We start from the raw sequence: 12952 nt of genomic DNA, 5'->3' as shown, positions 1-12952 counted from the left end.
TGGGCACGATCGAGATCGGCGCGGGCGCCTGCCTGCGGGCTCAGTCCCGGGTCATGATGATGGGCTCGGTCGCCGAGGGTGCCACCCTGCTCGACCGGCACTGCACCAACACACCTCCCCTCGGTGCTTGCCCGACCTGCGCCCGCCTTGTGATGCTATGACCGGTTTTGCCGGACATGGCGAGGTGGTGAGACGAGACCCGACACCCCGATCCGCAAGTCCCACCGCGTTGACGACTTTGGGAGGGGTGACGTGTCCGTTCGGACACCAGGGAGTGCGCCGGACACCGGTACCGGTCCGGCCGCCGGGCAGACCACCACGGAGGCCACCGCGCCGACCACCGCCCAGGCCCCGGCGCAGGCCGCCCCACCGGACGCCGGACGCCCGGCCCCGCTCCCCGGGGACGAGGTGCTGGCCACCGTCATCGGCCCGGCCGGCGAACTCCGGCCGGACGGCCTGCGCGGCCCCGGCGGGCGCCCGGTGGTGGACGTCCGGACGCTGACCCGGGTGCTGTTCGAGCGGCTCGCCGAGCTGCCCCCGGACGCCCCCGAGCGGGAGCGGGTCCGGGCCGCACTGATCGAGGTCAACATCCCGCTGGTCCGCTACGCGGCCACCCGCTTCCGCAGCCGCAGCGAGCCGATGGAGGACGTCGTCCAGGTCGGCACGATCGGTCTGATCAACGCCATCGACCGGTTCGACCCGAACCGCGGCGTGCAGTTCCCGACCTACGCGCTGCCGACCATCCTCGGCGAGATCAAGCGCTACTTCCGTGACAACGTCCGCACCATGCACGTCCCGCGCCGGCTCCAGGAGCTCTGGGTCCAGGTCAGCGGTGCGATGGAGGAGCTGACGGTGATGCACGGCCGGGCCCCCAAGGTGCCCGAGATCGCCGCCAGCCTGCGCATCCCGGAGGAGGACGTCCGGGCCTGCCTGGACGCCGGCAGGGCGTACAACGCGGCCTCCCTGGAGGCGGCCCAGGAGCACGAGGGCGGCCTCGCCCTGCTGGACCGGCTCGGCTACGAGGACTCGGCGCTGGCCGACGTCGAGCACCGGGACATGGTCCGCCACCTGCTGGTCCAGCTGCCGGAGCGGGAGCGTCGGATCGTCATGCTGCGGTTCTTCGCCAACCTGACGCAGTCGCAGATCAGCACCGAGCTGGGGATGTCGCAGATGCACGTCTCGCGCCTGCTCTCGCGGATCCTGACCAGGCTTCGGACCGGCAATTCCTGGGAAGACTGACCGTCACAATCCCGGACAGAACATCGTGAACCGGTAGGCCCGGACGGGATTGCTGCGCGTTACCACCACGTGACGTCTTGCGACCTTCGGGTTTGCCGGGGACTGTGTTCCGGTATGCAGGGGGAGGGCGTCCTCGGGAACCACCGCGCGACGGAATCCGTTCAACTGTCAGTCACAAGGGGGTGGGTGCATGTCCGGAGACCTGGGCACTGCGGAGATCCACGCTGGTCAGGCCCATGGCACCGCGGTCGCCGTCGACCGGATCCCGCTCCAGCGGGGCCCGGACGCACCGTCCGTCGCCGAGATCGGCCCCGCGGCCGCCGCGGAGGCGGTCGCCACGGCCGCACCGCAGGCGCCGCCGAGCTCCGGGCTGGACACCCGGACGCTCTCGCGCTCGCTCTTCCTGCGGCTCGCCGCCCTGGAGGCCGGCAGCGAGGAGCACACCTACGTCCGTGACACCCTGATCGAGCTCAACCTGCCGCTGGTCCGGTACGCCTCCGCGCGTTTCCGCAGCCGCAACGAGCCGATGGAGGACATCGTCCAGGTCGGCACGATCGGTCTGATCAAGGCGATCGACCGGTTCGACCCGGAGCGCGGGGTGGAGTTCCCCACCTTCGCGATGCCGACCGTGGTCGGCGAGATCAAGCGCTTCTTCCGGGACACCAGCTGGTCGGTCCGGGTGCCGCGGCGGCTGCAGGAGCTGCGGCTGGCGCTCACCAAGGCCGGCGACGACCTGTCCCAGAAGCTGGACCGCTCCCCCACCGTCGCCGAGCTGGCCGCCTGCCTCGGCGTCAGCGAGGAGGACGTGGTCGAGGGCCTCGCGGTGGGCAACGCCTACACCGCCAGCTCCCTGGACTCCAGCCCCGGCGAGGAGGACGGCGACGGCCCGCTGGCCGAGCGGCTCGGCTACGAGGACCTCGCACTGGAGGGCGTGGAGTACCGCGAGTCGCTGAAGCCGCTGCTGGCCAAGCTGCCGCCGCGCGAGCGCCGGATCATCATGCTGCGGTTCTTCGGCAACCTCACCCAGTCGCAGATCGGCGAGGAGATCGGCATCTCCCAGATGCACGTCTCCCGGCTGCTGACCAAGACCCTCACGCAGCTGCGCGAGGGCCTGATCAGCGAGGGGTGAACCGGGGCCCGGCGCCCCTCGGGGCGGGCCGGGTCGGGGACGGGGCCGGGGCGGGTCAGGGCGCGAGCAGGTTGGCCCGCAGACCCGCCAGCACGGCGTCGTCCAGCCCCAGGCCGTCCTGCCAGAACGCCTCGAAGTCGGCCCAGCCGGCCGCGACCTCCTCGAAGGCCGCCTCCAGGTAGCAGCGCTCCGCCCGGAACACCGGGAGCAGCAGCTCCGGCTCCTGCATCAGTCCGCGGGTGCCGAAGCTGTCCACGATGTTCTCGACGATCTCGGCGGAGCGCTCGTTGGTGAGCAGGTAGTCGGCGAAGACGGTCTCGCGGTCCACCCCGAGGGCGGTGAGCAGCAGGGCCGCCGTCCACCCGGTGCGGTCCTTGCCGGCCGAGCAGTGGAACAGCAGCGGCGCCCCGTCCGGCGCGGCCAGCAGGCGCAGCACGGTGGCGAACCGCTCGCGGGCCACCCGGTCGGTCACGAACCACCGGTAGAGGCCGGTCATCATCGCGGCGGCCCGGCCGTCACCGAGCAGGGCGCGCTGCTTCTCGGGGCTGCGGTCGGCCAGGGCGTCGCGCAGCGCGACGTAGATGTCGAAGTCGGCGGCGAAGACCGGCAGGTGGTGCAGGGTCACGCCGTCCGGGGTGGTGCGCTCGACGATGATCGGCGCGGCGGACAGCTCGGCGGCCGCGATCTCGGCGACCGGCAGGCCGCGGACGCGGTCGGGGCCCGCCTCGCGGACCTCGTCGAGGCTGCGCAGGTCGACCACCTGGCGCAGGCCGAGCGCGCCGAGCAGGTCGAGGTCCTCGTCGGTGAGGCGGTTGAGGCCGTCACTGCGCAGCGCGACACCGGGCCGCAGCACCTGCCCGCCGGCCGTCCGGTAGCCGCCGAGATCCCGAGCGTTGACGGCCCCGCGCAGGCCGAGGCTCCGAGCCTGCTGGAGGACCTGCGAGACGGCTTCCGGGGCGGCCTTGCGGAAGTCCTCCGCCGACGTCCGCGCGGCTTTCCGGGTGGCCCCGATTGCGGCGGTCTCGGTCTGCTGCTCGGTCACGCGGTGGCCTCCATTGGATATTCGGACCGTGCCGTGGCACAACCCGACGGGATATTGCATGAACCTGCCCGACGGAACAGGGGATGTGCAAGAGTGTCATGCGCAACGCCGCCAGTGTAGGGCTCGGCATACCTGCCACAGCCGCACGGTCGGTGACCAGCGGTAACGCTCAGGCGCGGTTTTTAATTCTCAATTCATTATTTGCGCAACAGGTGCTCTTCCGGTCACAATCAGCGCCTTCATGGCATCGCCATGAACGTTGGTAACAGATTCGCTGCACTCCTGCCCATTTGGTCCCAATCGGTGCGGAGTCTCCACCAGGATGGGCGCCGGGCAGCCTGCTGCCCGCGAACAGCGACCGGGCAGGCGAGCGCCGAGCAGCGAAGCGCCCTGCCCAGGGGAGGAACACACATGGGTCGAGCGACCCGAAGAGTTGCCGCCTGCGCGGCAGCAGTCCTGCTGGCCGGTGGCCTGCAGTCGTCCCTCGCACACGGCGCCACCACGGCCCCCAGGATCGACCTCACGGTCCTGGTGATCAGTGACGGCGGCCCCGCCTCGGCGGCCATCGCCGCCGAGCTGAAGAGCCAGGGCACCCCGTACAAGCTGGTCGACCTCAACGACGCCGGACGCCCGGTAATCAATGCGGCCTTCCTCAGCGACAACCTCAACGGGCAGCCGCGCGGCAAGTACCAGGGCATCGTGCTGCCCAACGACAACCCGTTCGAGGCCGGCTCCGCCGAGATGGCGGCGATCGCCGCCTACGAGGCCGCGTTCGGCGTGCGACAGGTCGACGCGTACACCTACGCCAGGCCGGAGGTCGGCCTGAACTACGCCGCCGACCCCGGCTACATGGGCAGCCTCGACGGTTTCCAGGGCCAGGTCTCCGCGGCCGGGCTCGCGGGCCCGTTCGGCTACCTCAAGGGCAGCGTCCCGTTCGAGGACAACGACCCGGCGATCGGCGAGAGCTACGGCTTCCTCGCCACCCCGCTCAGCACCCTGCCGGCCGGTGCGAGCTTCACCCCGCTGGTCGAGACGACCATCCCGGGCACCAGCACCAAGGGCTCGCTGGTCGGCGAGTACACCCACGACGGCCGCAAGGAACTGGTCGTCACCTTCGTCTACAACCAGTACCAGCAGCAGTACCGGCTGCTGGCGCGCGGCATAGTCGACTGGATAACCCAGGGCGTCCACCTCGGCTACGACCGCAACTACTTCGCGGCCCACGTGGACGACGTCTTCCTGGCGGACGACCGCTGGGACACCGTGCTGAAGTGCACCCCCGGTGACGTCACCTGCCCGCCCGGCACCCCCGAGACGGCCAACCCGATCCGGATGACGCCCGCGGACGCGCAGTACGCCAAGCAGTGGCAGACCGCCAACAACTTCACCATGGACATGGTGTTCAACGGCGGCGGCAGCGAGGACTGGAAGGCCGACCACTCCACCACCACCGACCCGGTGGTGGACCAGATGGTCGCCGACCAGGCCAGCTACCGCTGGATCAACCACACCTACACCCACCCGTACCTGGGCTGTCTGCAGGACGTCTCGGTGGTGCCGTGGAAGTGCAACAAGGACGGCGCCGGCAACACCGTCTGGGTCGACCAGGCCACCATCACGTCCCAGATCAAGAACAACATCGACTGGGCCGCGGCGCGCAACCTGCACATCGACAAGACCGAGCTGGTCACCGGGGAGCACTCCGGTCTGCTGACCGCCCCGCAGGAGACCAGCGACAACCCGTACCTGGCCCCCTCGCTGGTCACCAACGGGGTCAAGTGGACGGCCAGCGACGCCTCCCGCGAGTCCGCCCAGCGGGCCGTCGGCTCGTCCGTGCTGACCGTGCCGCGCTACCCGATGAACGTCTTCTACAACGCCGGCACGGCGAAGGAGGAGACGGACGAGTACAACTGGATCTACACCGGCGTGGCCAACGGTGGCAGCGGGGTCTGCGAGAACAACGCCAACTCCACCTGCCTGCCGGCGCCGCTGGACGTCAACACCGGCTACCAGTCGTACATCGTGCCGCTGGAGGCCCGGATCGACCTCGGCCACGTGCTGGGCAACGACCCGCGACCGCACTTCATCCACCAGTCGAACCTGTCCGAGGACCGGATCGTCTACCCGGTGCTGGAGAAGGTCCTCTCCACCTACCGCGCGCTGCACGCCGACAACGCACCGATCGTGAACCTGGCGCAGAAGGACATCGGCGCCGAGTTCCAGCGCCGCGCGGCCTGGAACACCGCCCTCGCCAACGGCCAGGTCAGCGCCTACCGGGTCGGCGACACCGTCACGGTGAACGCCCCGGCCGGCGTCCAGGTCCAGGCCACCATGCCGACCGGCACCACGCAGAAGCTCGCGATCGGCTCGACCGCGTTCGGCACCGCGTACGCCGGTACGCTGTCCGGCTGGGTGAAGCCCGGCGCGCTGCAGAGCAGCGTCCAGCTCAAGCTGTCCGCAGCGGTCACCCCGGCGGCTCCGGCCGCCGCGCCGAACACCGCCAAGACGCTGACCGCCCCGGCCCCGGCCGACAAGAAGGTCGTGCCCCAGGGCACCGCCGACGCCGTCCCCGCCGGCCCGAGCGACACCGCCCGGACCGACGCCCCGACGCTGGTCCCCGGCAGCGGGGTCCCGGTACCGGGCAAGGACATCGCGGCCGGCAAGGGCAGCACCAAGGGCACCGCCAAGAGCGGCACCCAGAACGGCAAGGCCTCCGGGGGGAAGGCCGACCCGACCAAGAAGACCGCCGGCCAGTCCGGCACCCGCTAACAGGTGACACCGGTGGTGGGGCGGGCGACGGCCCGCCCCACCACCGGCCACCGGGCCCGGCCGTCCAGGCCGGGCGCTTGACGCAAGAACAGGAGGGGGGACAGGAATGCGCGTCACCCTGCTCACCGAGGGGACGTACCCGCACCAGCACGGAGGCGTGAGCGTCTGGTGCGACCAGCTCGTCCAGGGCATGCCGGACGTCGACTTCGACGTCATCGCCGTCACCGGCACCGGCCACGAACCGCTGGCCTGGGAGCTGCCCGCCAACGTACGGTCCGTCACGACCGCACCGCTCTGGGGCCCCGCCGCCGACGGCAGAGCGCCCCGCGGCCGCGAGATGCGCCGCTTCCTCAACGCGTACGAGCGCTTCCTGCACTCCATTCTGGACCCCGTCTACACCACCCACTTCGGCACCGAGCTGTACGGCTTCGCCGACCTCGCCCGGCGCGGGCTGCTCAGCCCGGCGCTGCGCAGCGAGCGCGCCCTGCGCACCCTCCAGCACGTCTGGACCCGCGACTACCTCTCCACCGCCGTCTCCCGGCCCACCCTGCACGACGCGCTCAACGCCACCGACCTGCTGGAGCACGCGCTGCGCCCGCTGTCGGTCGAGCCGCCCCAGGACGGCGTCGCGCACGCCGCGAGCGGCGGCCTCGCCACCCTCCCGGGGCTGATCGCCTCGCAGCAGTACGGCGTACCGTTTCTCCTCACCGAACACGGCATCTACCTGCGCGAGCGCTACCTCGGGTACCGCACCGGCCCCTACCGCTGGCCGGTCAAGGCGCTGCTGCTGGGCTTCTACCGGATGCTCGCCGAGGAGAGCTACCGGCGGGCCGCGCTGGTCACCCCCGGCAACCGGTACAACCGGCGCTGGGAGGAGCGCGGCGGCACGCCGTCCGCGCACATCCGGACCGTCTACAACGGCGTGGACCCGGCGGCCTTCCCGCCCGCCGGGCCGGAACCCGAGACGCCCACCCTCAGCTGGGCCGGCCGGGTCGACCCGATCAAGGACCTGGAGACGCTGATCCGCGCCTTCGGGATCGTGCGGAACGAGATACCCGACGCACGGCTGCGGCTGTTCGGCGGCACGCCCAAGGGCGGCGAGGCCTACCGTGACCGCTGCATAGCCCTGGCCGCCGAGCTCGGCATCGCCGACGCGGTGGCCTTCGAAGGCCGCGTCGCGGACATCACCGACGCGTACGCGGCGGGGAACGTGGTGATGCTCTCCAGCATCAGCGAGGGCTTCCCGTTCACCCTGATCGAGGCGATGTCCTGCGGCCGCTCCACCGTCTCGACCGACGTGGGCGGCGTACGCGAGGCCGTCGGCGACACCGGTCTGGTCGTCCCTCCGCGCGAACCCGAACCGATGGCCGCCGCCGCCGTCGAGCTGCTGCGGGACCCGGAGCGCCGGGCCCGGCTCGGCGAGCAGGCCCGGCTGCGGGTGATCGAGCAGTTCACGCTCCGCCAGAACATCGACGGCTTCCGCGGCATCTACACCGAGCTGCTGGGCACCTCCCGCTGGCTGCCGAACGGCGTGGTCGCCGTCGCCGACGGCGCCCCCGAGGCCGACTGGGACGAACCCGTCGCCGACGGCGCCCCCGGACCGGGCTGGGACCAGCCGGTAGCGGCCGCCGAGTGCAGCGAGGTGGGCGCATGAGCGGCCCGCTCCGCCTGGTGCCCGACGAGGCCGGCCCCGAGTGGGCCGAGCAGACCGTCCAGCTGCGCACCCTCCCGAGGGGGCGCCGCCGGCCCGTGCTGCCCGCGCAGCGGACCGAGCCCGAGGAGCAGTTGGACCTCTCCCCGGACCCGCTGGACGAGCTCGCCGAGCGGCTCGCCGACGTCTGCGCCGACGCCGTCCACCCCTACGAGATCGCGGCCTTCCTGGAGTCCGACGGCCTCTCCGACGAGCAGGCCGGGCTGCTGTACGGCCGCCCCGACGCGTTCACCGTCGCCGAGGAGCTGTTCGAGAAGGTCGAGCGCCGCTACCCGGGCCCGAGCTCCGAGTTCGCCAACCCCTGGCGGGCCGATCCCTGGCGCTGCGTCGTACGCGGCCTGGTGTTCGCCCTGCCCGGCCTCGGCTACCTGCTCGGCGCCAACCTGTTCGCGGCCACCCGGATGCGCTTCGGCCTGCCCTCCGGGATGCTCGCGCTCTCCGTCGCCACCCTGGTCAGCTGGTCCTGGAACCAGGCGCTGGCGCACCGCTCGTACGCCTGGCTGGGCCGTGGCCGGCGCCGCGCGGCCGGGATCTGCCTGGCCGTCGGCGCACCGCTGGGCGCGCTGGTCGCGGCCACCGCCGGGTACGTGATCGGCGGCCCGCTCGGTGCGCTCTGCTTCGCCGCCGGGCAGTCCGGCTACCTGGCGGCGGCCACCGTCCTGCTGGTGCTCGGGCGGGAGAAGTTCCTGCTGGTCGCCCTGGCACCGTCCGCGGTCGGGGCGGGCGTGGTGCTGGCCGTGGACGTGCCGCAACTCGTCCGGACGGTCGTGCTGCTGGCCTCGCTCGGGCTGGCGGTGGGGCTGGCCGCCCGGGAGATCCTCCGCTGCCTGCGCAGCGAGCAGGACGCCACCGTGCTGAAGCTGCCGCTGCGCCAGGAGGTGCCGCACCTGCTGTTCGGCCTGGCGGTCGGCACCCTCACGATGATCGCCGGTCTCGGCACCACCGTGCACCAGGCGGTCCGCACCGGCGCCGCCGAAGGCGCATCGGCCAGCCCGACGGGGCCGGCCATGATCGCGCTGACGCTCAGCCTCGGCCTCGCCGAGTGGCTGCTCTTCCGCTACCGGGCGATGGCGGTGGCCGGGCTGCGGATCAGCCACACCCCCGCCGCGTTCGCCCGTCGCACCGGCGGGGTGCTGCTCGGCTGCCTGTTCATCTACCTCACCACCGTGGCCGCGCTGGACGCCGCCGCCACCGTGCTCTGGCCCGGCGCCCCGGCGCTCGGGGTCCCGGAGCTCGGCGCGCTGCTGCTGCTCGGCGGCTCACTCTGGCTGGCGCTGCTGCTGAACGCCTTCGGGTTCAGCTGGAGCACCGCCCTGATCTGTCTGGCAGCCGCGGGCGCCGAGTGCGCCGGGCTGCTGACCGGTGTGGACCCGACCGTCCTGCAGCTGATCGGCTGCGGGGCCGCGGCCGCCGTCCTCACCGCCGTCGCCGGGCCCGTGCTCGGCCGCACCACCAAGCACCGCTGAACCACCAGCGCTGGGTCACCACAGTTCCGCACCCAGCCGTCCTCACCCGTACAAAGAGCAGAAAGCGATTCACCGGATGAGCAACGTCGCCGTCACCGGAGCCGAAGGCTTCATCGGCTCCCACCTCGTCGAGACCCTGGTCGCGGACGGCCACCAGGTCCGCGCGATGGTGCAGTACAACTCCTTCTCCTCCTTCGGCTGGCTGGAGACCCTCCCCAAGGAGGTGCTGGACTCCGTCGAGATCGTCCTCGGAGACGTCCGGGACCCGGGCTCCGTCATCGACCTGATCAAGGGCACCGAGGCGGTGTACCACCTGGCCGCCCTGATCGCGATCCCGTACTCCTACCGGGCTCCGCACTCCTACGTCGACACCAACGTCACCGGCACCCTCAACGTGCTGGAGGCCGTGCGCCACTTCCACATCCCCCGCCTGGTGCACACCTCCACCAGCGAGACCTACGGCACCGCGCAGACCGTGCCGATCACCGAGGACCACCCGATCAACACCCAGTCCCCGTACGCCGCCTCCAAGGCCGGCGGGGACCGGCTGGCCGACAGCTACTACGCCAGCTTCGACACCCCGGTCGTCACGCTGCGCCCGTTCAACACCTTCGGCCCGCGCCAGTCGATGCGCGCCGTCATCCCGACCGTGATCGCCCAGCTGGCCGCCGGCGAGCGCGAGATCACCCTCGGCGACCTGCGCCCGACCCGTGACTTCACCTTCGTGAAGGACACCGCCAACGCCTTCCGCACGGTCGGCACCGCCGCCGCGGAGACCGTGGTCGGCAAGACCTTCAACGCCGGCACCGGCGGCGAGATCTCGGTCGGCGACCTGGTCACCCTGATCGGCAAGCTGATGGGCGTGGACGTCACGGTGAAGGAGGACGAGCAGCGCATCCGTCCGGCCAACTCCGAGGTGATGCGCCTGGTCGCCGACGCCACCAAGCTGCGCACCGCCACCGGCTGGGCCCCGGAGTTCTCCCTGGAGCAGGGCCTGGAGCAGACCATCGAGTTCTTCCGCGACCCCGCCAACCTGGCGCGCTACAAGACCGACATCTACAACGTCTGACCTGCCGCACCTCACTGGCAGCACCGACACCCAAAGGCTCCTGTCGCACCATTCTTCCGTGGGGGAAACACCATGCACGCAGTGATCCTGGCCGGTGGTAAGGGCGTACGCCTTCGTCCGTACACCACCGCGCTCCCCAAGCCGCTCGTCCCGATCGGCGACCAGCACGCGATCCTGGAGATCGTGATGCGCCAGCTCGCCGCCGCGGGCTTCACGACCGTCACCCTGGCCATCGGCCATCTCGGCCACATCATCCGCGCCTACGTCGGCAACGGCTCCCAGTGGGGGCTGCGGGTCGGCTACGCCGTCGAGGACAGCCCGCTCGGCACCATGGGCCCGCTGCTCACCATGCAGGACCGGCTGCCCGAGCACTTCCTGGTGATGAACGGCGACATCCTCACCGACCTGGACTTCGCCGGGGTGCTCAAGCACCACGAGGCGTCCGGGGCGCCGCTCACCATCGCCACCTACGCCCGCCAGGTCAAGATCGACTTCGGTGTGCTGACCACCGAGTCCGGCTCCATCACCGGCTTCCAGGAGAAGCCGACCATCGACTACCGGGTCTCGATGGGCGTCTACGGCGTGTCCCGCTCGGCGCTCGCCGCGTACACCCCCGGCCTGCCGCTGGGCTTCGACGAGCTGGTGCTCGACCTGCTCGCCGCGCAGACCCCGCCGGCCGCCTACGAGTTCGGCGGCTACTGGCTGGACATCGGCCGCCCGGACGACTACGACCGGGCCAACGCCGAGTTCGCGCTCAACCGCTCGCTGCTGCTCCCGGGCGGGCCGGCCGAGGGCCTGTACGCCGTGCCGGACGAACCGGAGCTGCCGATCCCGGCCGCCCGCACCGCGCCGGACGCCGCCGACGGGCAGCCGACGGCCTCCGCCGCGACCGGCCCCGAGAACGACGGACGGGCCGCGTGAGAATCCTGCTGCTCGGCGTGGACGGCTTCCTCGGCCGGCACGCCGCCACCGTCCTGCGGTCACTGCACGGAGCCACCGTGCTGACCGCCGGGCGGCGGCCCGACCACGACCTGCACCTGGACCTGGCCACCGCACAGGCCGGCCCGCTCGGCGAGGAACTGGCCGCGATCGCCCCCGACGCGGTGGTGAACTTCGCCGGCGCGGTCTCCGGCAGCGCGGTCACCCTCGCCGAGGTCAACGCGCGCGGCCCGGCCGTGCTCTGCGAGGCCCTGGGGCTGGGCGCACCGAAGGCCCGGCTGGTGCACATCGGCTCGGCCGGCGAGTACGGCGTCTGCGCCCCCGGCAGCTCCCTCGCCGAGGACGCCGACGCCCGCCCGGTCGGCGTCTACGGCGCCACCAAGCTGGCCGGCTCCCTCGCGGTGGTCGGCTCGCCGCTGGACGCCGTGGTGCTGCGGGTGTTCAACCCGGTCGGCCCGGGCGCACCGGCCGGCTCGCTGCCCGGCCGGCTCGCCGCCGAGCTGCGCCGGGCGGTCCCGGACGGCGCCGACGGCGTGGTGAAGGTCGGGGACCTCTCGGCCCACCGCGACTTCGTCGACGCCCGGGACATCGCCCGGGCGGTCGGCCTGGCCGTCGGCGCCGAGCGCCCGCTGCCGCGGGTTCTCAACCTCGCCTCCGGGCGGGCCGAGCCGGTCCGGGCGATCGCGGACGGCCTGGCCGCCGCGGCCGGCTTCACCGGCCGGATCGACGAGAGCGGTGCCGGCTCCGAGCGCTCGGCCGCCGTCTCCTGGCAGCAGGCCGACGTCTCGGCCGCCGCCCGGGAGCTCGGCTGGCACCCGGAGACCGCCCTCGCCGACACCCTGCGCGACCTCTGGCTCAGCACCGATCCCCTGGTCACCGCATGACCGGCGCGAGCCGGTTCGACGGCCGCCTGCTGGTGCCGCTGTACGTCCACCCCGCGGTGGACCCGGCGGCCTGGCAGGCGGTCGCCGCCGCCGACCCAGGCCGGATCGCCGCCGTCGTGCTGAACCTGGCCGACGGCCCCGGCGACACCCCCGACAACGTCTTCGCCGAGGCCGCCGACGAGCTGCGCAAGGCCGGCCTCCCGCTGCTCGGCTACGCCGACACCGACTACGGCCGCCGACCCCATGCGGCTGTCGTCGAAGACATCTTGACGTACCGTCAGCGACACGGCATCACCGGCGTCTACCTCGACCAGGTCGCCACCCACCCGGGCGCACTGGCGCACTACCGGCGCCTGGCCACCGCGGCCCGCGCCGCCGGCTGCGCCACCGTGGTGTTCGGTCACGGCGACCACCCCGATCCCGGCTACGCCGAGGTCGGCCTCGCCGACCTGCTGGTCACCTTCGAGGGCGACTGGGAGACCTACCGCGCGATGACCCTGCCGCTCTGGACCGGCCGGCACGCCGCCGCCCGCTTCTGCCACCTGGTGTACGACGTGCCGGCCGGGGAGGCCGGGGAGGCCGCCGCGCTGATCGCCGCCCGCCGGGCCGGCGTCGGCTGCGCCGTCCCGGGCACCGGGGAGAACCCCTGGAGCACCCTGCCGCACGCCCTGAGCGTCACCGAACCGACCTGACCCCACCCGGAG

General features: G+C 72.4%; 9 protein-coding genes and 1 pseudogene. 9 read left to right on the top strand and 1 reads right to left on the bottom strand.

All coding sequences use genetic code 11. The features are described 5' to 3' along the window. Positions 1-252: 252 nt before the first annotated feature. Positions 253-1239, top strand: a complete 987-nt coding sequence (locus AB0J08_RS20405) for an RNA polymerase sigma factor SigF (RefSeq protein WP_360635740.1) — start codon at positions 253-255, stop codon at positions 1237-1239. Between the two features lie 190 nt (positions 1240-1429). Next, complete coding sequence (locus tag AB0J08_RS20400) at positions 1430-2368, top strand: RNA polymerase sigma factor SigF (protein WP_360635737.1); 939 nt, start codon at positions 1430-1432, stop codon at positions 2366-2368. 55 nt (positions 2369-2423) lie between these two features. On the opposite strand, the gene AB0J08_RS20395 is transcribed toward AB0J08_RS20400, so the two are convergent. After that, positions 2424-3410: a tyrosine-protein phosphatase gene (locus AB0J08_RS20395; RefSeq protein ID WP_360635733.1), complete on the bottom strand. Its 987-nt coding sequence runs from the start codon at positions 3408-3410 to the stop codon at positions 2424-2426. 411 nt (positions 3411-3821) lie between these two features. Between AB0J08_RS20395 and AB0J08_RS20390 the strand changes: the two genes are divergently transcribed. The 7 genes and pseudogenes from AB0J08_RS20390 (at position 3822) to AB0J08_RS20360 (ending at position 12940) form a co-directional block, all read left to right on the top strand. Further along, positions 3822-6179, top strand: a complete 2358-nt coding sequence (locus AB0J08_RS20390; RefSeq protein WP_360635730.1) for a hypothetical protein — start codon at positions 3822-3824, stop codon at positions 6177-6179. 106 nt (positions 6180-6285) lie between these two features. Beyond that, complete coding sequence (gene pelF, locus AB0J08_RS20385) at positions 6286-7833, top strand: GT4 family glycosyltransferase PelF (RefSeq protein WP_360635727.1); 1548 nt, start codon at positions 6286-6288, stop codon at positions 7831-7833. Then, positions 7830-9356: a hypothetical protein gene (locus AB0J08_RS20380; RefSeq protein WP_360635724.1), complete on the top strand. Its 1527-nt coding sequence runs from the start codon at positions 7830-7832 to the stop codon at positions 9354-9356. Before pelF ends, AB0J08_RS20380 begins: the two co-directional genes overlap by 4 nt. Before the next feature lie 76 nt (positions 9357-9432). After that, the gene (locus AB0J08_RS20375; RefSeq protein ID WP_360635721.1) at positions 9433-10425 is read left to right on the top strand and encodes an SDR family NAD(P)-dependent oxidoreductase; all 993 of its coding nucleotides are present in this window, start codon (positions 9433-9435) and stop codon (positions 10423-10425) included. Between the two features lie 72 nt (positions 10426-10497). Continuing rightward, positions 10498-11205, top strand: a pseudogene (locus AB0J08_RS20370) (nucleotidyltransferase family protein); the annotation flags it as partial. Between the two features lie 137 nt (positions 11206-11342). After that, positions 11343-12248 carry an NAD(P)-dependent oxidoreductase gene (locus tag AB0J08_RS20365; protein WP_360635718.1) on the top strand — a complete coding sequence of 302 codons (906 nt, stop codon included), beginning with the start codon at positions 11343-11345 and terminating at the stop codon, positions 12246-12248. Continuing rightward, on the top strand, positions 12245-12940 hold the full coding sequence (locus AB0J08_RS20360; protein WP_360635715.1) for a spherulation-specific family 4 protein: 696 nt from the start codon (positions 12245-12247) through the stop codon (positions 12938-12940). The genes AB0J08_RS20365 and AB0J08_RS20360 overlap by 4 nt, the downstream gene beginning before the upstream one ends. Positions 12941-12952: the final 12 nt, after the last annotated feature.

This window comes from Kitasatospora sp. NPDC050463 (assembly GCF_040655255.1).
Taxonomy (GTDB): Bacteria; Actinomycetota; Actinomycetes; order Streptomycetales; family Streptomycetaceae; genus Kitasatospora.
This window is presented reverse-complemented; position numbering and strand designations above follow the sequence as displayed.

Excerpts from the sequence above, each read along its gene's own strand:
- AB0J08_RS20400 (WP_360635737.1), top strand. The coding sequence starts at position 1,430 with ATGTCCGGAGACCTGGGCACTGCGGAGATCCACGCTGGTCAGGCCCAT.
- AB0J08_RS20390 (WP_360635730.1), top strand. The coding sequence starts at position 3,822 with ATGGGTCGAGCGACCCGAAGAGTTGCCGCCTGCGCGGCAGCAGTCCTG.
- pelF (WP_360635727.1), top strand. The coding sequence starts at position 6,286 with ATGCGCGTCACCCTGCTCACCGAGGGGACGTACCCGCACCAGCACGGA.
- AB0J08_RS20380 (WP_360635724.1), top strand. The coding sequence starts at position 7,830 with ATGAGCGGCCCGCTCCGCCTGGTGCCCGACGAGGCCGGCCCCGAGTGG.
- AB0J08_RS20375 (WP_360635721.1), top strand. The coding sequence starts at position 9,433 with ATGAGCAACGTCGCCGTCACCGGAGCCGAAGGCTTCATCGGCTCCCAC.
- AB0J08_RS20360 (WP_360635715.1), top strand. The coding sequence starts at position 12,245 with ATGACCGGCGCGAGCCGGTTCGACGGCCGCCTGCTGGTGCCGCTGTAC.